The following is a 22251-nucleotide window of genomic DNA, read 5'->3' on the forward strand; positions in this document are numbered from 1 at the left end:
AACCTGCGCTGTGTCGACATCCGACAGACGCCGGCCCGCGTATGCCGCTACGGTCAAGCCTCAGGAGCCAAGCTTGCGCATCTACGAGTTTCATTTCTTCGACGAAGCCGACCGCCGCCCCCTGCTCGACTTCTTCGACGGAGCCGACGACGACATCGCCGTGGCCGCCGCTCGCAAGCGCCTGGCCGACCACGCCTCCTGCATCGGGGTCGAGGTTCATCAGGCGGAACGTCTCGTGGCCCGGCTGGAACGCCCCGCAGCCGACGCCGGCTGACCGGTTTCGTACATATCTCGGTAAAATCAGGGCTTTTCCCCAGAAACCGGCGCCAGATACAGCCACGCTGTGTCGGGTTCCGACAGACGAGGCCGACGGATCGCCTTATGCGCGAACTCATGCGCAGCCTCCCGCCGGGCAACCGGTTGATCCACGACCTGAATCCCGAAGATCGCGACGCCCTTGCGGCGATCGCTGCGCCCGTCGAATTCGCCCTGGGCCATGTGTTCAACGAGCCGGACGACGCCATCGAACACCTGTATTTCATCGACAGCGGCTTCTGCTCCTCGGTGGCGGTGCTGGAGGATGGGCGCACGGTGGAGACGGTGATGATCGGGCGCGAGGGCGTGCTGGGCGTCGTCGCCTCGGTCGTGCCGCACCACGCCCACACCCGCAGCGTGGCCCAGGTCGCCGGCACGGCGCGGCGGGTGGATGCCGCGCGCTTTCGCGCCCTGTCGGCCCAGCGGCCGGGCGTGCGCGACGCCGTGGGCGACTATATGGCGCGGCTTCAGGGCGAGTTGGAGCAATCCACCGCCTGCAACGCCCTGCACCACGCCGGCCAGCGGTTCGCCAAATGGCTGCTGCGCTGCCACGATCGGGTCGAGGGCGATACGCTCAGCCTGACGCAGGAGTATCTGGCGTCGATGCTGGGGTCGCAGCGGACCACGGTGAACGAGGCGGCGCAGGGGCTGCAGAAGGCCGGCGCCATCGCCTATTCGCGCGGCCGGATCACCGTTCTGGACCGGGCGGCGCTGGAACGGGCGGCCTGCGAATGCCACCGTCGCGGCGGCGACCAACCCTAGTCCGCCTGGGCGGCCGGCAGTTCCAGCACGGCCTTCAGCCCGCCCATGTCGCTGTCCGCCAGCGTCAATCGACCGCCATAGGCGCGGGTCAGGTCGTCCACGATCGACAGGCCCAGGCCCGAGCCCGGCGCACTCTCGTCCAGCCGCGCGCCGCGTTGCATGACCGTGTCGCGCTGATCGGCGGGAAGACCCTGGCCGTCGTCCTCGACCACCAGGACCATCTGCCCCAGGCCGTTGCCGCCGGCCGAGATGCGAACCCGGCGTTTGGAGAACTTCGCGGCGTTCTCGATCAGATTGCCCAGGATTTCCTGCAGATCCTGACGCTCGCCCAGAAAGGACAGACTGTCGGGCGCACGCCAGTCGATCTCGACGTCCTTGGCGCGGAACACCTGTTCGATCATCACAGCCAGCTCGTCCAGCACCTCGGCGACAGGCGTGGTCTCGCCCAGGCCGTGGGCGGCGCGGGCGGCGGCGCGGGCGCGACGCAGGTGGTGATCGACCTGGCCCTGCATGACCTTGGTCTGACGCCGCACCAGTTCGGGCAGGTCGCCCTGGGTGGTCCCCGCCTCGGCCAGCATGACGGAGATCGGCGTCTTCAGCGCATGGGCCAGGTTGCCGACGTGGGTGCGCTGGCGGTCCACGACCTCCTGGTTGTGGTCCAGCAGACGATTGACCTGTTCGGCCAGGGGCTTGATCTCCAGCGGATAGGATCGTCCGATCCGGGCCGACTTGCCCTTGCGCACATCGGCGATCTCGTCGCGCAGGTCGAACAGGGGGCGCAGGCCGATCCGAACCTGGATGAAGACCGCCGACACCAGGCCCAGGCCCAGGATCAACAGCGCCGTCAAGGTGACGCGGGCGAACTGGCGCGTGTCGGCGTCCACCTCGGATCGGTCGATTGCGGCGATGAAGATTACCGGATGTTCGTGCCGTGGGATGGACTTCATGCTGGCGGCGACGCGCAACGGCTCGCGTGTCTCGGCGTCGCCCTTGGGGCCGGTGGTGTTGAAGGTGATGACGTCCCCGAACGCCGCATTCAGCCGTTCGGGCAGGTCGGGCGGCAGGGTCAGATCATAGCTCCACAGCGAGTTGGAGCGCGCCAGGCTGACCAGCCGCCCATCCGGCCGCACCTCCATGATCTGCCAGTATTTGCCCGACAGCAGGCGCAGCGTGCGGGCGTCCTGGATCTGGGGCGCCAAGCCCCCGTGAGGCGTGCGGCTGGCGCCGACCACGATCTCGTCGATGGTCTCGTTCAGCATGGCCCCCAGACGCCGCAACGCCGATTCCTGGAAGGCCTGGGTCAGGACCAGGGCGGCGACGACCAGGGCCACCAGGATCCAGGCCGAGGCCAGCCAGATCAGCCGCCGGGTCAGCGAACGGCCGGGCCGCCCGAACCAGCGGCCCCAATCCTGGGGTCGTTTGGCTCGTCGGTTCGAAGCCGCCTGGCCGGTCACGCCGCTTCGGATTCGCCCGCCAGAGGCGTCAGCCGATAGCCGAGGCCGCGCACGGTCTCGATCCGGTCCGATCCGACCTTCTTGCGCACCCGGCCGATGAAGACCTCGATGGTGTTGGAGTCGCGGTCGAAGTCCTGATCGTACAGATGTTCGACCAGTTCGGTGCGACTGATGACCCGCCCCTGGTGCATCATCATATAGTGCAGCAGCCGGTATTCCAGCGAGGTCAGGCGCAGGGGTTCGCCGTTGACGCTGGCCCGCGCCGCGCGTGGATCCAGTCTTAAACCGCCGCACGCCAGGGTCGCCGAGGCGATGCCGGCCGACCGGCGCAGAAGCGCCCTGAGGCGCGCCAGCAGCTCCTCGGTATGGAAGGGCTTGGTCAGATAGTCGTCGGCGCCGGCGTCGAAGCCCGCCACCTTGTCCGACCAAGCGCCGCGCGCCGTCAGGATCAGGACCGGCGTGGCCTTGCCTTCGCGGCGCCAGCGTTCCAGCACCGACACCCCGTCGATCTTGGGCAGGCCCAGGTCCAGGACGATGACGTCATAGGGTTCGTTCTGGCCCAGATAATGGGCTTCCTCGCCGTCCGGGGCGTGATCCACGGCATAGCCCGCGTCGCCCAACGCCGCCTTCAGCTGACGCGACAGGTCCGCGTCGTCCTCGACCAGAAGCACGCGCATCAGTTGGGCCTGCGACGTTGATTGTTGTTGTCGTCCGAGCCGCCCTGACGGGCCTGGCCGGTCCGGCCGTCGACCACGACCTCGCGCACGCGGCCGTCGCGCTCGACCAGGACGGAATAGTTGCCGTCGCGGCGCGGCTGGGTGTCGATCGGTCGGCCGCCCCCGGCCTCGCCGCCACGACGACGCGCCTCGTCCGGGCTGACGCGGGGGCCGCGGTCCTGCGAGCGAGGATCCGGGTCGCGCGACTGGGCGAGCGCCTGCGTCGTCATGACGGGAGCAAAGGCCAGGGTCAAAGCCAAGGCCAGGGCCGGGGGAGCGAGGATAAGACTGGCGGGTTTACGGGACATGGCGACCGATCTAGGCCCAATCATCTGAACGGGCGCTGAATACGTCGTATAGTTTAAAGCGACCTTCGCGCCAAACCGGCGAACGCCGATCCTGTCGTCCTTGTCATGCCGATGAACCGAACCTGATCGTCGCTGTTCAGAACCGGCTCAGTCGCCGGGTGGTCAACTTTCCTCATCGCTGGTCACCCCGACCGATAGAACATTTGAGGAGATCGCTATGCGCAAGCTCATCGTCCCCGCCCTCGTCCTGGCCGCCGCCTCGGTCGCCGCCCCGTCCTTCGCCCAGTCCTACAACCGTCCGCCCCCGCCCCATCATGGCGCCCAGCACGCCGGCTATGGCTCGTGGCAGTCGATCAACGCCCGTCAGGCCAACCTGGACCGCCGCATCGACCAGAGCGTCCGCAATGGTCAGATCAGCCGTCGTGAATCCACCCGCCTGCGCGGCGAGTTCAACAGCCTGCTGCGCCTGGAAGCCAACTATCGCCGCGGCGGCCTGACCGCCTGGGAGCGCCAGGACCTGGACCGTCGCTTCGACCGCCTGTCGGCCCAGATCCGCAACGAGCGCAACGACCGCGACCACCGTCGCGGCTGAGGCCCCGTCCCGTTGACGCCCTGAGGGCGCGGCCGAAAAGTCGCGCCCTTTTGCGTTCACGCGGCGCCTGTCACGCCGCTGTTGAGGAAGCGTGGTTCACGGTCGTTGTCTGAAGGACGCGCGATTTCCAGCGGCGTCCCCCCGGAGATCGATCATGAGCGCTCTTGTCATCGCCCTGCTTCTGGGCGCGTCGTCCTGCGATCCGGCCGCCGCCGATGTGGGCGCGGCGGGCGGGGATGGCTGTGCTCGGGTCTGGATGGATCGGTCGCTGCGGATGAACGACATCGCCGCGGTCGGCACCCACAACAGCTACAAACTGGCCATTCCCGAGGCGGAACTGGCGGCGATGACGGCGGTCGATCCGCGCGCGATGGGGCTGGACTACGCTCATCGTCCGTTGACGGAGCAACTGGACGCCGGCGCGCGTCAGCTGGAGATCGACGTGCTGAACGATCCCCAGGGCGGGCGTTATGCGCGTCCGGCCTCGGCTTTGGGTCAGGCGGACCACAGCGCGCCGACGAGCGCGCGCTTCCAGGACGCCATGTCGCGGCCCGGGATGAAGGTGCTGCATATGCCCGACGTGGATTTTCGCAGTTCCTGCCTGACCTTCGTCGCCTGTCTGACGCAGGTTCGCGACTGGTCGACCGCCCATCCCGATCACGCGCCGATCCTGATCATGCTGAACGCCAAGACGGGCGCGGCCTCCATGCCGGGCGGCGTGTCGCCGATGGCTTTCGACGCGGCGGCCTGGGACGCGCTGGACGCCGAGATTCGCGCGGTGTTCGACGCCGGTCGCCTGATCACGCCGGACCAGGTGCGCGGCGACCACGCCACCCTGCGCGAGGGCGTGCTGGCAGGCGGATGGCCGACGGTGGGCGAGGCGCGCGGCAAGGTCTTCTTCGCCCTGGACGAAAGCCCGGAAAAGGTCGCGGCCTATGCGGCCGGCCGGCCGTCGCTTCAGGGCCGGGCGATGTTCGTCAACACCGACGAGGCCAGCCCCGCCGCCGCCTATCTGACGCTGAACGATCCGGTGGCCCAGCAGGATCGCATCCGCGCGGCCGTGCGCCAGGGCTTCATCGTACGCACCCGCGCCGACGCCGACACGGTCGAGGCCAGGGCTGCCGACGTGGCGCGCCGCACCGCCGCCTTCGCCAGCGGGGCGCAATATGTGTCGACCGACTACTATTGGGCCGATCCACGCTTCCCGACCTATGAGGTGCGACTGCCGGGCGCCCAGGCGGCGGCGTGCAATCCGGTGCGGGCTGCGGCGCGCTGCGACGGGCTGGCGGTCGAGATGATCACGGGCGCGCCCGTGCGCGGCTATCTGGCGCCAGGGGATCGGCCGGACCTGACGATGGTGCTGGCCCCGCCGCCCGAGCCGGGCTCGCCCCGCGACCGCGCCAACGCCGAGGTGTTCCTCGAGACCCGCGCGCTTCAGGGCACGGCGCGCTGGGACGTAGCGACCGCCGATGTCACGGGTGACAAATACGACCATTTCGCCCAGGCGCTGGGCGTGCGCCTGACGCCGGAACAGGCGCCGGTGCTGACGGCCCTGCTGGACCGATCGGGCGATGACCGGTCAGTCGTCGGCGTGGCCAAGGAATACTGGGGAACCAAGCGGCCCTATATCGGCACTGAACTGCCGATCTGCGAGGCGAAGAGCAATCACCTGGCGGGCAATCCCGACTATCCGTCGGGCCATTCGGCGCATGGGATGCACATCGCCATGATCCTGGCCGAACTGGCGCCCCAGCGGGCCGACGCCCTGTATGCCCGCGGTCGTGAGTTCGCCGAAAGCCGCTTCATCTGCGGCTCCCACAGCTACAGCGCTGCCGAAGCCGGCATCCTGTCGGGCGCGGTCATCTATGGCGCCGAACAACGCTCGGAGACCTTCCGTCGCGACATGGAGGCGGCGCGCGCGGAGGTGCAGGCGGCGCTGGCCTGGGGCCGTCCAGAGGCTGTTGCGGGGTCGAACGCGACAGCGCCGTGAACATTGGATGAAATCGGCTGTCACACGCTGAGGGGCGGGGTGACGCCGTCGTTGAGGGCGGTAGATCGGCCGGCGTGACGCCATGGGCCGGTCGACGTGTTTCGCGGGTGAAACGCGTCAAGCTCTCTGGGGGTAGTCCAAATGAAGAACCGAATTCTCGGCACGACGGCGCTGGTCGTCGCGGCCGTCTCGCCGTTCGCCGCGTTCGCGCAAACGGCCGATCAAGTCGCGACGCAGTCTGATGTGTCCCAGGTCGACGAGATCATCGTCACCGGCAGCTATCGCCGCAGCCTGGAAGAGGCCGTCGACATCAAGCGCAAGACGGTCGGCTTCTCCGACTCGATCGTGGCGACCGACGTGGCCAACTTCCCCGAGCAGAACCTGGCGGAGGCGCTGCAGCGCATCCCCGGCGTGACCATCGAACGCAACCGGGGCCTGGGCCAGCGCGTGTCGGTGCGCGGCCTGCCCAGCGAGTTCACCTTCGTCTCCATCAACGGCCTGGCGACCGCCTCGGGCAGCGGCGGCCGCGATGTCGAGTTCGACATCTTCGCCTCTGAAATCATCCAGCAGGTCACGGTCCAGAAGTCCCCGCGCGCGGCGGACGAGGAAGGCGGCATCGCCGGTTCGGTCAACATCTCGACCGCGCGTCCGTTCGACTATGAGGGGCGTCGCGTCGTGGCGTCGGCCGAGGGCGCCTACAACTCCATCTCCGAAAAGACCGATCCCAAATTGTCGTTCCTGGCCAGCGACACCTGGGGCGACTGGGGCGCGCTGGTGTCCTTCTCGACCGCACGTCGGACCAACCGCACGGATTCGGAATCGGGCATCAACTTCCGTCCCCTGACGCGTTTCCTGAACGCCAGCGGCACGCGAGGCAACCAGGCCCAGGCCGTCTTGGCGCGCGACGCCGGCGTCATCGTCAACAATCGTCTGAACGCCGCCGAGACCGACCGGATCATCTTCCAGGACAAGGTGGGCGACCGCGCCTATCTGAACACCCAGGACCAGTGGGGCGGCTCTCTGTCGCTGCAATATCGTCCGTCGGCCAACTTCAGCCTGGCGTTCGACGCCCTGATCGGCCGCTACGAGACCACCGAAGACCAGTATGATGCGGCGGCCTATTCGGCCTCCAGCCGTTCGACGCTTGAGACGATCCACGAGTTCGACAAGACCACCCTGGCCGACTACGGCATGGTGGTGCTGCGCGACGTTTCCTACACCGCCACCCAGCACGAGATGCTAAGCAAGGAGCAGATCAACGAGACCGACTATCGCCAGTTCGGGACCGAGCTGAACTGGAGCGGCGACAGCTGGAAACTGCACGCCCTGGCCGGCTATTCCGGCGCCGAGAAGACGCTGGACTACGCCAACCTGAAGCACGTCGCCTATGCGCCGTCGCGGACGCGCTGGACCGCCGACGGCGGCGAGACGATCAAGAGCGCCAACCCCGCCTCGATCGACATGTACAACTCGCCTCAGCGCTATCTGTTCGAAGCCTATGAGACGACGCTGGAACAGATCACCGACGACAAATACGCCGCCCAGATCGACTTCACCAAATACCTGGGCCTGGATTTCTTCCCGGCCCTGACCAGTGTCCAGGTCGGCGCGCGCTATACCGACAAGTCCAAGGAGCGTCAGTACGGCGCCCTGAACATCCAGGGGACCGGGCCGGGCCGCGTCGACTATCTGAACCGTCCGATGTCGCAAAGCGAACTGACGCCGATCGGCGACCTGGTTCCCGGCGGCGCCTTCAGCATTCGCGATCTGAACTGGAGCCAGGTGTCGAACGACTATGCCCGTCGCACCTTCCGCTACGACGGCTTCTCCACGCCGTTCACGCCCGGCGACTATTACGAAGTTTCGGAAAAGGTCCTGTCGCTCTACGCCATGGCGGATCTGAACTTCGACATCGGCCCGGTTCCGGTCTCGGTCAACGGCGGCGCGCGTTATGTCGACACCTCGATCACCTCGTCAGGCTATCACCAGATCCAGAACCCCAACGGTTCGACCGGTTTCACGCCTGCGCCGATTTCCAGCGACGGCGGCTATGACAAGGTCCTGCCCAGCCTGAACGTCACGGCCGAACTGACCGACAGCCTGGTGTTCCGCGCAGCGGCGTCCGAGACCCTGATCCGCCCGGCCCTGACCGACCTGGCCTACAAGCGCACGGCCAGCTTCAACTCGTTCCGCTTCACCGACGGCAACCCCAACCTGAAGCCGACCTACGCCAAACAGTGGGAAGTCGGGCTGGAGCAATATCTGGGCGACGGCGGCCTGCTGGCGGTCTCGTACTTCTGGAAGGAAATCGAGGGCGTGGTGCGTCAGGCCCTGACGGGCACCGTGCCGAACGTGACCAAATACAACGCCAACGGTACGATCGACGGCGTCTATACCTTCGACGTCTATCAGCCGATCAACGAGCCGGGCTCCTATGAGGTCAGCGGGGTCGAGCTGGTCGCCGTGGTGCCGTTCGGCCAGTTCTACGCGCCGCTGGAAGGGTTCGGGATCAACGCCAACTATACCGTTCTGGACAGCTCGCTGACCGGCACGTCGAAGCTGGGTATTCCCACCCCGCCGGTCGGCCTGGCCGACAACACCTACAACGTCACCCTGTTCTACGAGAACGCCAGGTTCCAGGCGCGGGCGTCCTACAACTTCAAGGACAAATACGTCGAAGCCATCGGCTACGAAATGTATCCGATCTGGCGCGAGGGTTATGGCCAGGTCGATCTGTCGGCCAGCTACCGCGTGACCGACGCCATCCAGATCAACCTGGAAGGCATCAACGTCACCGACGAGGCGACCAAGGGCTACACGATGGACCCGTCCTTCCCCACGATGTACGAAATGTCGGGACGCCGGATCAATCTGGGCCTGCGGATGGAGTTCTGATCCGTTCGTGGACCTGAACCTCTGCCCTGACTGTCAGGCGAGCGCGTGATCCCCGCGCGTTCGCCTCGCCGTGACGCCTCCTCCTGTTCAGGAGGGGGCGTCTTTGCGCCTGCGCCGGACACCGGCGTCGAGGCCGAGGTGAACCGTCTGCGGGCCGATCTGGTCGCCTATCTGCTGCGCAAGACCCGCGGCGCCGGCGACGCCGAGGACGTGGTTCAGGAGGCCTTCGTGCGCTTCCACCGCGCTGGCCACGACCTGAACAGCGCCGACGCCCGGCCCCTGCTGTTCGTCATCGCGCGCAACATCCAGCTGGACCGATGGAAGTCCGACGGACGCGAGAGCGCCCGACGCAGCGCCCATGACATCCATGACCTGGACAACGGACCGCGCGCGATCGCCAGCGAGACGCCCGACGCCGAGACGGGCCTGATCCGCCGCCAGGACCTGGCCGCCGCCGCCGCCGTGATCTGCGCCCTGCCGCCCAAGACACGCGACGCCTTTCTGCTGCACCGGTTCGAAGCCCTGACCTATCGCCAGATCGCCGGACGGCTGGGCGTCTCGGTCAGTATGGTCGAAAAACATATCGCCGAAGCCCTCCGTCAACTGAAGAAATCGCGGGGCGACTGAGGTGTCTCGCATCTGGATCGTTGTGCTTTTTGAGGCGGGCCGCAAAGGCGACCTGCACCGCGCATTGAAGAGGAAATCGCCACGCTGATGCTGGAGCGCCTGAACATCCTGATCGCCGCTGGTCCACGGACGGCCGAAGCGTGGCTGGCTCGTATGGCGAGGCCGGGCGCGGGCGCGCGCGAACAGGCGGGCTTGATGGCGTGGCTGGAGGCCGACCCCGACCATCTGCGTCAATATGAACAGGCCAAGGCCGACCAGGCCGCGCTGGAACCGCTGCGGGGCGCCTTCGCCGGCGACCTGGCGGCCCTGCGTCGCACCGAGCGGAAGACCGCCGTGACGCGCCGTCCTCTGTTTGCGGGCGGTCTCGCGATGGCGGCCGTCGCCGCAGCGGTGGTGCTGGTCCCGATGTTGAACGGCGCCGAACAGGGTCGGCTTTACGAGGCCGCACCCGGCCGGATCACCGACATCGCCCTGGACGACGGGTCGCGGGTGACGCTGGACGCCGGGTCCGCAATCCGCGTGAAAATGGCAGACGATGCGCGCCGTGCGACGCTGGAGCGGGGCGCGGCCTATTTCGAGGTGGCCCACAACACCGCCCGTCCTTTCCAGGTGGCGGTCGGGGATCGTCGGGTGATCGTGACCGGCACGCGCTTCGTCACCGCCCTGACAGGCGACGGCGCGCAGATTTCGCTGTTGCAGGGGCGGGTCGCGGTGGGGACGCGCGACGTGACGGCCAAGGCTGCGCTGGACGGCGCCCTGACGCTGTCGCCGGGCGAGCGCGCGGACTTTCAGCCGGGCAAGCCGGGCATCCGCAAGACCGCCGCCGATGTCGAGATCGCCACGGCCTGGCGCAAGCGTCGCCTGGTGTTTCAGGATGCGCCCCTGTCGGCCGTGGTCGCCGCTGTGGCCCGCTACTCGGACCATCCCCTGATCCTGGCCGATCCTGTGCTTGGCCGGACGCGCGTGACGGTGGTCCTGCCGCTTGAAGGTGAGGACGCGCTGGAGGACCGGATGGCGGCCCTGCTGCCGATCCGCATCGTACAGGATCAGGACGGTCGCCGGCTGATCCGCGCGGAGTGAGGCGGCCGTATCGCAGACCTGTCATGGGACTGCGCTAAGGGCTTCACGGAACATCTCCCCGAGGCTCGTTGTTTGAAACCGCCCGCTGCATCGCTGCCCGCCGGCGTGCGACGCAAGCCACGGCGCGTCGTCTGCGGGTTTGCGACCGTCGCCGTGATGTCGGCGCTCGCACAACCGGCCTTGGCACACCCGGCTTGGGCGCAGTCCGGGTCGCGCATTCAAGCCTTCGACATCGCCAGCCAGGACGCCTCGGCCGCCCTGTTGCGTCTGTGCCTGGAGGCTGGGTGCGAACTGGCCTTTGTGCAACGTCCAGGGCGAGACGTGCGGACACGCCCGGTCAACGGGCGGATGAGCTGGCGCGCAGCACTGGCGCGGATGCTGGAGGGGACCGACCTGCGCTATCGCTTCGTCGGGTCGCGGGGCGTGCGTATCTGGGCCGTCGCCCCGACAGTCCCCCCGGCCGCGCCGCCCCCGCCCGAAACGACCGAACTGGAAGCGGTCGAGGTCGTCGGCCGTCTGTCGGACCGGATCGACGAAGCCTTGCGGCGCAAGCGCGACGCCGACGTCATCTCCGACGGACTGTCGTCCGAACGGATCGGCGACCTGCCTTCCGCCAATCTGGCCGAGGCCCTGCAGCGCGTGCCGGGCGTGGCCATCGAGCGCGAGGTCGGCGAGGGTCAGTTCGTCAGCGTGCGGGGTCTGGGGCCGCTGTTCCAGTCCGTGACCCTGAACGGCGCGCCCGTGGCCTTCAACGAGAATATCCGCAACTCGACCCAGAGCGGACGGCAGTTCCGGTTTCGCGCCCTGTCGGTCGATCTGCTGGCGGGCGCGCGCCTGACCAAGTCCGCGACGGCGGACATGACCGAGGGCGGCATAGGCTCCAACATCGACATCGAAACGGCCGGCGGGCTGGACGGCGATCCTTTCCTGACGCTTCGGCTGGGCGGCGAGGCGACAACGCGCGACGGACGCATCAGCCCCGATCTGTCCGTAGGCGGACGATGGGTCTCATCGAGCGGTTTCGCTGGCCTGGTCGCCGGTCTTTCACAGGAGCACAGGTCGGTCCGCTATGATCGGTTTCAGGTCATGCGCTATGGAGATATCGTCGTGGACGGCCGCACCCTGGCGGTTCCCAACGACCTGCGCACTACGGTCGAAAGCGAGGATCGACGCCGCCGCAGCGGTTTCGTCGGCGCGGACTGGCAGGTGTCGCCCGACCTTCGCCTGGATCTCGACGCCCTGGTCTCGACCTTCGACAACGCCATCCGCGAGGACCGGCTGGTCTTCGGCCTGGGCGAGCGGTTGGCGACGCCGGGCGCGATCCAGCGAGTTCAGGACGGGGTCGTAACGGCGGGGCGAATCGCCGCCGGACGGATCGACAACAACACCGAGTTCTCGGACCAGTCGCACCTGAACATCGCCACATCGCTGGGGGCCGAACTGAAGCTCGGGAACTGGCGGCTGACCTCACGGCTCAGCGTCTCCAGCGCTCACTCCGTGCTCGACACGCCGCTGGAGCGACTGTCGGTCCAGTCACCGGAAGGCGTCGCCTACGTTTTCGATCTGAACGGCGCCGCCGACGCCCGTCGAACGGACCGACTGACGACTGACTTCGACCTGCTCGATCCCTCTCGGCTCGTCCTGGCCCAGTTGAACATCAGGGCGGTCCAGTCCCGCGACGAGGACGTGACCGCAGTTCTGGACGTCCGCCGCACCCTGGACCGAACCTGGGGCGGCCTTCGGCTTTCGACCGTTCGGATGGGGGGTCAGTTCAGCACGCGCAGCCGCGATTATCAGCGCCGCGACCGACGCGCGGCCTTGCGCCCCGGCCATGGCGACATCGCCGAACTCTATGACAGCGCCACGCCGGGGGATGTGTTTTCCGACCTGATCGCGGCGCGTCCGGGCCCCTGGATCACGCCGGCGTTCGACCGGCTGCGCGCCGCCTTCGTCCTGCCCGGCGAACGCGACGACGTGGTCTTTCGGCCCGACGACCTGACGCCGACCGGCTCGGACCTCCAGAATTCCTACGGCGTCGAGGAGCGGGTTGCGGCGGCCTATGTCCGGGCGGACTTCGACGGGCGCGGGGGCGGCCTGTCCTATTTCGGCAACGCCGGGCTGCGGCTGGTCGGGACACGCACCTATGTCCAGGGCGCGCGCATGTCTGCCGTCGGCGGCGTGGCGCAAGTCACGCCCCTGACCCACGACGGCGAGGATGCGATCCTGTTGCCCAGTCTGAACCTGGCCTTCGACATCGCGGACGACGCCGTCGTGCGCCTGGCGGCGTCGCGCACAATCACCCGCCCGTCCCTGGCCGACCTGCGCGCCTCCACAGTGCCCGCCAGCGTTCTGGTCTCGGCCATCTACCAATATGGGCAGGCGGCCGTCGACAGTCCCGAGCCAGGCGTGATCTTCAGCGGCATCGGCGGCAACCCCGAACTGACGCCATACATCTCGACCAATCTGGATCTGTCCTATGAGGTCACCGGCCGCCGGACCAGTTTCAGCCTGGCCCTGTTCCACAAGACGATCCGCGACTTCATCCAGGCGACCTGGGCGACCGAGACCCTGACGTTCGAGACCCAGACCGGCGCGGCGGTCCAGGCGCCGGTCCTGATGTCGCGACCGCGCAATGTCGGTCACGCCCGGATCGACGGACTGGAGGCCGGCCTGCACCACCGATTGGGCGGCGGACTAGGCGTCTGGGCCAGCGCGACCTGGACCGACAGCCGCCTGGCGGACGGTGAGCGGCTGACCGGCGTCTCGGACCTGGCCTGGTCGATCAATCCCTACCTGGAACGCGGCCCCTTTGCGCTGAACCTGTCCTGGTCGTGGCGGTCCGCCTTCCGCTCCGAGGCCGACCTGCAAGGCGGCGGCGTATCGGCCTTCATCGTCGGCCCCGCAGGCTATCTGGACGCGCAGGCCACCTACCGGATCGACGCCCGCACCCGACTTTCCATCGCCGCCGTCAACCTGACCGACACGCGCGACCTGGCCTATGAGCGCACGCCCGCCCGCCTGCTCCAGATCGGCTCGGCCGGCCGACAGCTTTCGTTCGGCCTGGAGCTGAACTGGTAGCTGTCGGCGCGGCGTACGACGGGGTCAGTCCGCCTGATCCTCCTCCTTGCGACGCCGCACCGCCGCACCGCCGCACCGCCGCACCGCCTTGGCGGCAAACGTCGGCAGCACGAGCAGGGTCAAGAGCGGACGTCGAGGCGCCCTTCACCTGGCCGGCATCTGCCTTGCTCTGACGAACGCGCTACTCCCGCTCCTCATCCAGCGGCTGGTGGGTGAAGCCTTTCACGCCGCTCATGGGTTTGGCGTCACGGCCGATTTCGACGTCGCTTTCGGCATAGGCGATCAGCAGGCGCGAGAGGTCTTCCAGCGCGCTTTCGTGGATGCGTTCGTAGCCGTGGCTGGCGTCGATGCCGAAGGTGACCAGGGCCGTGCGGATGTCGGCGCCCGCCTCCAGCGCCGAGGCCGAGTCCGAGCGGTAATAGCGGAACACGTCCTTTTGGTGCGGGATGTTGTGGTCGCGGGCCAGCTGGACCAGTTTGCGCGACAGGTGCCAGTCGAAGGGCCCTGTCTGGTCGGCCATGGCGATGGTGACGCCGAACTCGGACGAGTTCTGGCCCGGCGCGGTCGTGCCATTGTCCACCGTGACCATGGCGGCCACATCCGGGATCAGCACGGACGAGGCGCCCAGCCCGACCTCCTCGGCGATGGTGAACAGCCACCAGGTGTCGACCGTGGGCGTCCGCTCCTCGCGGATCATGCATTCCAGCGCGGCCAGCAGGGTGGCGACGCCCGCCTTGTCGTCCAGATGGCGCGAGACGATGAAGCCAGTGTCGATGAACTCGGGCTGGGGGTCGATGGCGACGATGTCGCCGACGTCCACGCCCAGGGCCAGGGTGTCGTCTCGGCCATGGGTCACGGCGTCGATGCGCAGTTCGACCTGGGGCCAGTTCACCGGCTGGGTGTCCACCTCCTCGTTGAAGGTGTGGCCCGACGCCTTCAGCGGCAGGATGGTCCCGCGATAGGCGCCGCCTTCGGAAAAGATCGTCGCCCGCGCGCCCTCGGCGAAACGCGAGGACCAGTGACCGATGGCGACCAGTTCCAGCCGACCGTTGGCCTTCACCTGTTTGACCTGGGCGCCCAGGGTATCGACGTGGGCGACGATGGCCCGCGCCGGCTTTGGCACACGGCCCGGCAGGCGCGCGCGGATGGCGCCGCGTCGGGTCATTTCATAGTCGAGGCCCAGCCGATCCAGCTCGCGGCACAAGAGCCAGACGGCCTCGTCCGTATAGCCGGTCGGGCTGGGCGTGTTCAGCAGGTCCGCCAGGCGGGCCTTCAGGTAGTCGAGGTCTATCGCGGGGCGGGCCAAGGGGCCTCCTTCAGGCTTCGGATCTCGGGAATGTCCGCGCGGCGGCCGGCGCGGACAGGGGAAACAGCAGATCGACGAAACGCTCTGCGGTCGGTTGGGGTTCGTGGTTGGCCAGGCCGGGACGTTCGTTCGCCTCGATGAAGGCGTAGTCAGGCTCGCGCGGCGACTTCACCATCAGGTCGATGCCGGTGACCGGAATGTCGATGGCGCGGGCGGCGGCGATGGCGGCGCGGATCAGGGCGGGATGCACCTCCTCCGTCACATCGTGGATGGTGCCGCCCAGGTGAAGATTGGCCGCCTTGCGCACCAGCACCTCGGCCCCCTCAGGCGCCACGTCGTCGAGACCATAGCCCGCCTCGGCCAGGGTGCGTTCGGTCTCGCCGTCGATGGGGATGGTGGATTCCCCGCCGGTCGCGGCGGCGCGGCGGCGGCTCTGATGTTCGATCAGGGTGCGCAGAGTCGAGCGCCCGTCGCCGATGACGCGCGGCGGACGACGCAGGGCGCAGGCGACGACCTTGTAGTCGATCACCACCAGACGCAGGTCCTCGCCCTGGACCTGTTCCTCGATCAGAACCTCGGAACAGATGCGGCGCGCGCGGGTCAGGGCCGTCTGGACTTCGTTCATCGTCGTCAGGCCCACCGCGACGCCCTGCCCCTGTTCGCCGCGCGCCGGCTTGACGACCAGGGCGCCGAAGCGGGCCAGAGCCGCATCGATGGCCGAGGGGTTTTCGGGGTCGATCCGCTCGGGCACGCGCACCCCGGCCGCCTCGACGATGCGCCGCGTCATGCGCTTGTCGTCGCAGATGCTGAGCGCCACGGCCGAAGTCAGTTCCGACAGGCTTTCGCGACACCGCACCGACCGACCGCCCCAGTTCAGGCGGAACAGCCCGCCCTCGGCGTCGATGATCTCGGTGTGGATGCCGCGCCGACGCGCCTCGTCGACGATGATCCGGGCATAGGGGTTCAGGTCGTGATCGTCGGTCGGGCCGACGAACAGGGCCTCATTGATCGGGTTCTTGCGCTTGACCCCGAAGAAGGAGACGCGGCGAAAACCCAGCTTCTCATACAGGGCGATGGCCTGGTCGTTGTCGTGCATGACCGACAGGTCCATGTGCGCCAGGCCTTGCGTCTTGAAATGCTCGGCCAGACGTCGGACCAGAGCCTCGCCGACGCCGGGCTGGGTCGCCTGGGGATCGACCGCCAGACACCAGAGAGACGAGCCGCACTCGGGATCCTGAAACGCGCGGGCATGGTTGACGCCCGTCACGGTGCCGATGACCACGCCGGTCGCCGTATCCTCGGCGACGAAATAGGTGATGGTCCGGTCGTCGCGATGGGACCAGAAGAAGTCGGGCGGAACCGGCACCATCTTGCGCTTGGCGTAGATGTCGTTGACCGCCTGGGCGTCCATTTCCGACGTCAGCCGGCGCACGGTGAAGCCCCGCGGCTGGCGGCGGCTGGCGCGATAGGTGGCCAGTTCCAGCCGATAGGTGTGCGACGGATCCAGGAACAGCTCCTGCGGCGCCGAGGCCAGCAGGACGTGCGGATTGCGAACATAGAAGGCGATGTCGCGCCGGTCCGGCCCCTCGGCGCGCAAGGCCTCAACCAGAGGCTCGGCCGTCTCGAAGGTCTGGGCGAACAGCAGCCGCCCCCAGCCGCAATCCAGCACGGCGTCGGGCTCAGGTCCATCGCCGGACTGGACCGGGGGCTTCAGGCCTTCGTGGCGCAGGCGTTTGAGCCGGTGCGCCTTTGACCGCTCGGGGCGGATGTCAGACGCCATGCTGCTGCATCCACATTTCGAGGACCGCGACCTGCCACAGCTCCGACCCGCGCAGGGGCGTGATGTGCTCGGTCGGATTGGCGAACAGGGTATCCAGATAGGCGGGCTCGAACAGGCCTCGGTCGCGCGCCGCCTGGTTGGTCAGGGCCTCGCGCACCATCTCCAGATAAGGGCCCTGGATGTATTTTAGCGCCGGGACGGGGAAATAGCCCTTCTTGCGGTCGATCACCTCGGACGGGATCACCAGGCGGGCGGCCTCCTTCAGCACCCCCTTGCCGCCCTGAGACAGCTTGTGCTCGGGCGGGATGCGGCCCGCCAGTTCGACCAACTCGTGGTCGAGGAAGGGCACGCGCGCCTCCAGACCCCAGGCCATGGTCATATTGTCCACGCGCTTCACCGGATCGTCGACCAGCATCACCTGGCTGTCCAGACGCAGGGCCTGATCGACCGGGGTCGCCGCGCGACCTTGGGCGAAATGAGCCTCGACCAGGGCGCGGCTGACGTCGGTGTCGGCCATATAGGCGCCGTTCAGCTGGGTCTTCAGCGTCGCGTGGCTGCGGTCGAAGAAGGCCTTGGCGTAGGTCTCGACCGGGTCGGTCGCGCCCAGCATCGGCGGATACCAGTGATAGCCGGCGAAGACCTCGTCGGCGCCCTGGCCCGACTGCACCACCTTGATATGTTTCGAGACTTCCTGGCTCAGCAGATAGAAGCCCACGTTGTCGTAAGAAACCATCGGCTCGGACATGGCGCCGATGGTGCCGGGCAGGGCCTCCATCAGGCGCTGGTGCGGCACGAAGATCTGGTGGTGTTTGGTGCCATAGTGTTTGGCGATCAGGTCGGAATAGACGAACTCGTCGCCCTTCTCGCCATTGGCTTCCTCGAAGCCGACCGAGAAGGTCATCAGATCCTTCTGGCCCAGTTCGGCCAGCAGGCCGACGATCAGGCTGGAATCCACACCGCCCGACAACAGGACGCCGACCGGCACGTCCGCGACCATGCGGCGCTTCACCGCCTCGCGCAGGCTGTCCAGAACCCGGTCGCGCCAGTCATCGGCCGTCATGGACGCGTCCTCGGCGTGGCGGATCATGTCGGGCTGCCAGTAGAGGCGGTCCTTGGCCGTTCCGTCCGCCTCGATCACGCGGATGGTCGCCGGCGGGAACTTCTTCACGCCCTTCAGGATGGTGTGCGGCGGCGGCACCACGGCGTGGAAGGTCATGTAGTGGTGCAGGCCGACCGGATCGATGGTCTTGTCCACATCGCCCGCCACCAGCAGGGCCGGCAGGGTCGAGGCGAAGCGCAGCCGCTGGCCCTGCTCGGCCAGATACAGCGGCTTGATGCCGAACCGGTCGCGGGCGATCACGGTGCGGCCGGTGTCGCGTTCATGCAGGACGAAGGCGAACATGCCCTTGAATCGCTCGACGCAGGCCTCGCCCCAGGCCTTCCAGGCCTTGATGATGACCTCGGTGTCGCCGTGCGAAAAGAAGCGGAAGCCCATCCCCTGCAGCTCTTCGCGCAGTTCGGGATAGTTGTAGATGCAGCCGTTGAACGCCAGGGTCACGCCCAGGTCGGCGTCCACCATCGGCTGCTGCGCCTTTTCCGACAGGTCGATGATCTTCAGGCGGCGGTGACCCAGCCCCACCGGGCCGCGCATCACGATGCCGGACCCGTCCGGTCCACGCGGCGAGAGCGCATCGGTCATGCGTTGAACGGCGCCGGCGTCGGCCGGTCGTCCGTCGAAATTGATCTCGCCGCTAAGACCGCACATGGGTCCTCCTTGAATTGTGGAAGCAGCGCGTACAAATGGTTCGGACACGAAAGAGTTCAACCGAATGAGCGATTTTCCGACCGCGCCGACCGCCGATGCGCCCGTCGATCCCACGGCATCCCTGGTCCGGTCGGTCCGGCGCATCGCCCAGGCGATCGACGTCCGGTCACGAGAAATCGCGCGCCTGACGGGCCTGACATTGCCGCAACTTCTTGTGCTGCAATCCATTCGCGCTTTGGGCGAAGTCAGCACCAGCGCCATCTCGCGCGACGTCTCCATGTCGCCCCCGACCGTGGTCGCCGTGCTGGACAAGCTGGAGGCCAAGGGGATGGCTGTCCGCTATCGCTCCACCATCGACCGCCGCGTCGTCCATATGCGGCTGACGGATGCGGGACGACAGGCGCTGAGCACCTCTCCCGGCCTGCTCGGCGACGGCTTCATCACTGGCTTGGCCCGCCTGTCCCTGGAAGACCAGGCCGCCATGGCGATGGCCGTGGATCGCCTGGCGACGATGATGCAGGTGCGGACATCGCCGGCTTCGGGGCAAGGCGGCGTGGATGACGGACCTGCCTCGCCGCACGATCAGGCTTGAAACCCTCCCGTGCCTCTTAACCCCTCGGAGCGATGCGCCACACCGTGTTGGACAGGTCGTCGGCGACCAGCAGAACGCGCTTGTTCGGGTCGAACGCCACGCCGACGGGGCGGCCGCGCGCCTCGCCGTTCTTCAGGAAGCCCGTGGCGAAATCGACCGGCGGGCCGGCGGGGCGACCACCGTTGAAGGGCACCCAGGCGACCTTGTAGCCGGACGGGTCCTGGCGGTTCCAGCTGCCGTGCATGCCGATGAAGGCGCCGTTCGAGAACGCGCCGCCAAAGCCGCCATTGCGGGCGAAGTCGATACCCAACGCCGCCACGTGCGAACCCAGGGCGTAGTCAGGCGGGATGGCCCTGGCGACCATCTCCGGGTTCTGCGGCATCACGCGCGGATCGCGGTTCTGGCCCCAATAGCTGTAGGGCCAGCCGTAGAAGGCGCCGTCCTTCACCTGGGTCAGGTAGTCCGGCACCAGTTGCGGACCCAGTTCGTCACGCTCGTTGACCACCGACCACAACAGGCTGGTCGTCGGCTCGATCGCCAGGGCGGTCGGGTTGCGGATGCCGGTGGCGAGGGTGCGGCGCGCGCCGGTCGCGCGGTCGATTTCCCAGACCACGGCCCGCTCTTCCTCCACGGCCATGCCGCGTTCGCCGATGTTGGAGTTGGAGCCGATGCCGACATACAGCTTGGTCCCGTCGGCGCTCACGGTCAGGGACTTGGTCCAGTGGTGGTTGATCCGCGAGGGCAACGCGGTGACCCGCTGGGCCGGCGTCGCGATGCCGGTCTGGCCCGGCTGGAAGGCGAAGCGAACCAGCGCCCCCTGTTCGGCGACGTAGAGGAAGCCGTCCACATAGGCCATGCCGTAGGGTGCATCCAGGTTCTCGACCAGAACGGTGCGCAGTTCTGGCACGCCGTCGTTATTGGCGTCGCGCAGCAGGGTGATGCGGTTGCCGCCGGCGATCTTGGTGTTGCCCTGTTTCTTGATAACGCCGGCGATCACGTCCTTGGGCCGCATGGCCGGAGCGTGGCCGCCGCGCCCCTCGGCGATCAGGACGTCGCCGTTGGGCAGGACCAGCATCTGGCGCGGGATTTTGAGGTCTGTGGCGAAGGCGCTGACGGTGAAGCCGGCAGGCACGATCGGCGTCTCGCCGTTCCAGCCGGCAGGCGGGCTGATCTTCATCGCCGGAACCAGGGTCTCGTTGACCTGGGGCAGGTCGGGCGTGGCGCCGGTCTGGTTCAGCTTGGGATCGCTGGCGTTCCCGCACGAGGCGACGGTCAGGGCCATGGCGAGGGTCGCGGCGCTGGCGGCGAGAAGGTTCTTGTTCATCGGACGCTTTCCCGCGCGGCATAGGCGGTCCAGCCGGCGACCAGAACCAGGATTGTGCAGAGGATGGACAGGATCAGGCCGAAGGCGCCGACCGAGCTCCAGGCATCCTGACTGTGCTTGAAGGCGTTCACCAGGCCCAACATCCAGGCCAGGGCCAGGGCGATGACATGGATCAGCGCGCGACGCGACCGGCCGAAAATGAAATCGAGGATAGAAAAGACCCCCGCCAACCCGCCGAACACCAGAGCGCCGGTGATCAACCAGGCCGAGAAGTTGGTCCACTGAACCTCGGCCGTCTTCAGATAGGCGATGTCGGTGAACAGGGCGAAGATGAACAAGGCGATCGGAAACGCCAGCAACAGGCCGTGCAGCGGTCGGACGACCGCGCCTGATAGTCCGTGGGTGCTCATGCCGCCCTCTCCCTGAAGTCAGCTTGGCTAACCGTCTGATCGCGAAATGGTTCAAACGCCTGAGATATCGGCGCTGCGTCGTTGCGCGTGACCGTGGCTGAAGCAGCACGAGAAGCATCAAGGATACCGACGCCTCGCCAATGAACGCCCAGGTCAACATCGCCAGCCGCGTCTAAACGGTTAGACGCCTCACCATTAGCGGCATGATTTTATTGACGAGATTAGTAGGGGTGGCGACCCCGGAGGGACTCCAACCCCCGACCTCGGCTTTAGGAACAGGTAAATCGTCTATTTCACGTTGTTTCAACTGTTCTCAATCTTATTCACTTGCCCATGTAATCAACAATTTGGTTGTTTTCCGTTTATCACGGCGTAACCTCGAGTTTCTGCACGCTGCACCCCCAGCGTACCCCAGATCCTGCGGAGGGATTCTGTGTCATGCCGACCATAGCGCTGACCGACCGATACATCCACGCCATCAAAGGCGTCCCCAATCAGCGACTGGAAATCTTCGATCAAAACTGTCCGGGCCTGCATCTGCGGGTCACTGGGACAACCAAGTCATGGGCGATGCGATATCGTGCCGCAGATGGACGACACGCCCGTCATCGCCTTGGAGAGTTTCCGACGGTGAACCTTCGCACAGCGCGACTTGAAGCGGGTCGTCTGCGCGAAATGATCGGACATGGCGGCGATCCCGTTCGCGAACGTCAGCTGATCAAGGAACAGGCGAGGCTTGAGGCCCTGGACACGTTTGGCAAGCTGCTCGCAGCCTACTGGGTCGCGTGCGAAACCGGTGAGTGGCAGCCTAAACGCAAGCGGAAGCGCGCGACGACCCTCAAATATGAAAAGCGTCTGTCTGAGCGGCATATTGAACCTGTCCTCTCAAACCAGCCACTTGCGAGCATCAAGCGCTCGACGATCAAGGCGCTGCTTCGCGACATGACGGCGAAAGGGATCGGGGCGCAAACCAACCGTGTCCAGGCGCTCATTCGTCAAGTCTTCAACTTCGGCATTGGCGAGGAGTTGGTCGAGATCAACCCAGCCATGGGGTTCGCGGCGCTGCACTCCGCCAAGCCTCGCCGCCGAGTCTGGAAGGACCCGGAGCTGCGACTGCTCTGGAAAGCCTTAGCTGGCCACACTCCATTGCGTACACCCCGAGGCGACAGCGTCTATGTAAGCAGACCCGTCCGCATCGCCTTGCAGCTTGCGCTCCTGCTCTTGCAGCGCCGGACCGAAATCGCAGGCATGGACCTG

General features: G+C 67.2%; 18 protein-coding genes. 10 read left to right on the top strand and 8 right to left on the bottom strand.

The window, feature by feature from the left end:
- The first annotated feature begins 73 nt into the window (after window positions 1-73).
- The gene (locus tag WC597_RS07540; protein WP_372692721.1) at window positions 74-274 is read left to right on the top strand and encodes a hypothetical protein; all 201 of its coding nucleotides are present in this window, start codon (window positions 74-76) and stop codon (window positions 272-274) included.
- Window positions 275-381: 107 nt separating this feature from the next.
- On the top strand, window positions 382-1077 hold the full coding sequence (locus tag WC597_RS07545; protein WP_372692722.1) for a Crp/Fnr family transcriptional regulator: 696 nt from the start codon (window positions 382-384) through the stop codon (window positions 1075-1077).
- On the opposite strand, the gene WC597_RS07550 is transcribed toward WC597_RS07545, so the two are convergent.
- The 3 genes from WC597_RS07550 to WC597_RS07560 are packed head-to-tail and all read right to left on the bottom strand — an operon-like array spanning window position 1074 to window position 3555.
- A complete protein-coding gene (locus WC597_RS07550; RefSeq protein ID WP_372692723.1) occupies window positions 1074-2531 on the bottom strand; it encodes a sensor histidine kinase in 1458 nt (485 codons plus the stop codon). The genes WC597_RS07545 and WC597_RS07550 overlap by 4 nt on opposite strands.
- On the bottom strand, window positions 2528-3208 hold the full coding sequence (locus WC597_RS07555) for a response regulator transcription factor (RefSeq protein ID WP_372692724.1): 681 nt from the start codon (window positions 3206-3208) through the stop codon (window positions 2528-2530). Before WC597_RS07555 ends, WC597_RS07550 begins: the two co-directional genes overlap by 4 nt.
- Window positions 3208-3555 (bottom strand): hypothetical protein, encoded by a 348-nt coding sequence (locus tag WC597_RS07560; RefSeq protein WP_372692725.1) that lies wholly within the window; start codon window positions 3553-3555, stop codon window positions 3208-3210. Before WC597_RS07560 ends, WC597_RS07555 begins: the two co-directional genes overlap by 1 nt.
- A gap of 217 nt (window positions 3556-3772) precedes the next feature.
- Between WC597_RS07560 and WC597_RS07565 the strand changes: the two genes are divergently transcribed.
- The 6 genes from WC597_RS07565 (at window position 3773) to WC597_RS07590 (ending at window position 13817) form a co-directional block, all read left to right on the top strand.
- A complete protein-coding gene (locus WC597_RS07565; RefSeq protein ID WP_372692726.1) occupies window positions 3773-4147 on the top strand; it encodes a hypothetical protein in 375 nt (124 codons plus the stop codon).
- A 154-nt stretch (window positions 4148-4301) separates the two neighbouring features.
- Complete coding sequence (locus WC597_RS07570; RefSeq protein WP_372692727.1) at window positions 4302-6137, top strand: Ca2+-dependent phosphoinositide-specific phospholipase C; 1836 nt, start codon at window positions 4302-4304, stop codon at window positions 6135-6137.
- A 141-nt stretch (window positions 6138-6278) separates the two neighbouring features.
- Entirely contained in the window at window positions 6279-9032 is a 2754-nt protein-coding gene (locus WC597_RS07575) for a TonB-dependent receptor (RefSeq protein WP_372692728.1), read from the top strand.
- A gap of 45 nt (window positions 9033-9077) precedes the next feature.
- Window positions 9078-9659 carry an RNA polymerase sigma factor gene (locus WC597_RS07580; RefSeq protein WP_372692729.1) on the top strand — a complete coding sequence of 194 codons (582 nt, stop codon included), beginning with the start codon at window positions 9078-9080 and terminating at the stop codon, window positions 9657-9659.
- Between the two features lie 87 nt (window positions 9660-9746).
- A complete protein-coding gene (locus WC597_RS07585) occupies window positions 9747-10739 on the top strand; it encodes a FecR domain-containing protein (protein WP_372692730.1) in 993 nt (330 codons plus the stop codon).
- 72 nt (window positions 10740-10811) lie between these two features.
- Entirely contained in the window at window positions 10812-13817 is a 3006-nt protein-coding gene (locus WC597_RS07590; protein WP_372692731.1) for a TonB-dependent receptor, read from the top strand.
- 181 nt (window positions 13818-13998) lie between these two features.
- Here WC597_RS07590 and WC597_RS07595 read toward each other — a convergent pair whose 3' ends face one another.
- The 3 genes from WC597_RS07595 to WC597_RS07605 are packed head-to-tail and all read right to left on the bottom strand — an operon-like array spanning window position 13999 to window position 18668.
- A complete protein-coding gene (locus WC597_RS07595; RefSeq protein WP_372692732.1) occupies window positions 13999-15123 on the bottom strand; it encodes an osmoprotectant NAGGN system M42 family peptidase in 1125 nt (374 codons plus the stop codon).
- A gap of 10 nt (window positions 15124-15133) precedes the next feature.
- Complete coding sequence (gene ngg, locus WC597_RS07600) at window positions 15134-16903, bottom strand: N-acetylglutaminylglutamine synthetase (protein ID WP_372692733.1); 1770 nt, start codon at window positions 16901-16903, stop codon at window positions 15134-15136.
- Window positions 16893-18668, bottom strand: a complete 1776-nt coding sequence (locus WC597_RS07605; protein ID WP_372692734.1) for an N-acetylglutaminylglutamine amidotransferase — start codon at window positions 18666-18668, stop codon at window positions 16893-16895. The genes ngg and WC597_RS07605 overlap by 11 nt, the downstream gene beginning before the upstream one ends.
- Window positions 18669-18732: 64 nt before the next feature.
- On the opposite strand from WC597_RS07605, the gene WC597_RS07610 reads away from it, so the two are divergent.
- Entirely contained in the window at window positions 18733-19260 is a 528-nt protein-coding gene (locus WC597_RS07610; protein WP_372692735.1) for a MarR family winged helix-turn-helix transcriptional regulator, read from the top strand.
- 16 nt (window positions 19261-19276) lie between these two features.
- Here WC597_RS07610 and WC597_RS07615 read toward each other — a convergent pair whose 3' ends face one another.
- Both WC597_RS07615 and WC597_RS07620 read right to left on the bottom strand, forming a co-directional pair.
- Window positions 19277-20584 carry a sorbosone dehydrogenase family protein gene (locus tag WC597_RS07615; protein ID WP_372692736.1) on the bottom strand — a complete coding sequence of 436 codons (1308 nt, stop codon included), beginning with the start codon at window positions 20582-20584 and terminating at the stop codon, window positions 19277-19279.
- On the bottom strand, window positions 20581-20994 hold the full coding sequence (locus WC597_RS07620) for a DUF2231 domain-containing protein (RefSeq protein WP_372692737.1): 414 nt from the start codon (window positions 20992-20994) through the stop codon (window positions 20581-20583). Before WC597_RS07620 ends, WC597_RS07615 begins: the two co-directional genes overlap by 4 nt.
- Before the next feature lie 438 nt (window positions 20995-21432).
- On the opposite strand from WC597_RS07620, the gene WC597_RS07625 reads away from it, so the two are divergent.
- On the top strand, window positions 21433-22251 hold an 819-nt coding region (locus WC597_RS07625; RefSeq protein ID WP_372692738.1), incomplete at its 3' end, for a tyrosine-type recombinase/integrase.

It is taken from the genome of Brevundimonas sp. (genome assembly GCF_041648115.1).
Taxonomy (GTDB): domain Bacteria; phylum Pseudomonadota; class Alphaproteobacteria; order Caulobacterales; family Caulobacteraceae; genus Brevundimonas.

Coding starts and splice junctions, on each gene's coding strand:
- WC597_RS07585 (WP_372692730.1), top strand. CDS start 9,747: ATGCTGGAGCGCCTGAACATCCTGATCGCCGCTGGTCCACGGACGGCC.
- WC597_RS07570 (WP_372692727.1), top strand. CDS start 4,302: ATGAGCGCTCTTGTCATCGCCCTGCTTCTGGGCGCGTCGTCCTGCGAT.
- WC597_RS07545 (WP_372692722.1), top strand. CDS start 382: ATGCGCGAACTCATGCGCAGCCTCCCGCCGGGCAACCGGTTGATCCAC.
- WC597_RS07615 (WP_372692736.1), bottom strand. CDS start 20,584: ATGAACAAGAACCTTCTCGCCGCCAGCGCCGCGACCCTCGCCATGGCC.
- WC597_RS07555 (WP_372692724.1), bottom strand. CDS start 3,208: ATGCGCGTGCTTCTGGTCGAGGACGACGCGGACCTGTCGCGTCAGCTG.
- WC597_RS07620 (WP_372692737.1), bottom strand. CDS start 20,994: ATGAGCACCCACGGACTATCAGGCGCGGTCGTCCGACCGCTGCACGGC.
- WC597_RS07565 (WP_372692726.1), top strand. CDS start 3,773: ATGCGCAAGCTCATCGTCCCCGCCCTCGTCCTGGCCGCCGCCTCGGTC.
- ngg (WP_372692733.1), bottom strand. CDS start 16,903: ATGGCGTCTGACATCCGCCCCGAGCGGTCAAAGGCGCACCGGCTCAAA.
- WC597_RS07605 (WP_372692734.1), bottom strand. CDS start 18,668: ATGTGCGGTCTTAGCGGCGAGATCAATTTCGACGGACGACCGGCCGAC.
- WC597_RS07610 (WP_372692735.1), top strand. CDS start 18,733: ATGAGCGATTTTCCGACCGCGCCGACCGCCGATGCGCCCGTCGATCCC.
- WC597_RS07560 (WP_372692725.1), bottom strand. CDS start 3,555: ATGTCCCGTAAACCCGCCAGTCTTATCCTCGCTCCCCCGGCCCTGGCC.
- WC597_RS07575 (WP_372692728.1), top strand. CDS start 6,279: ATGAAGAACCGAATTCTCGGCACGACGGCGCTGGTCGTCGCGGCCGTC.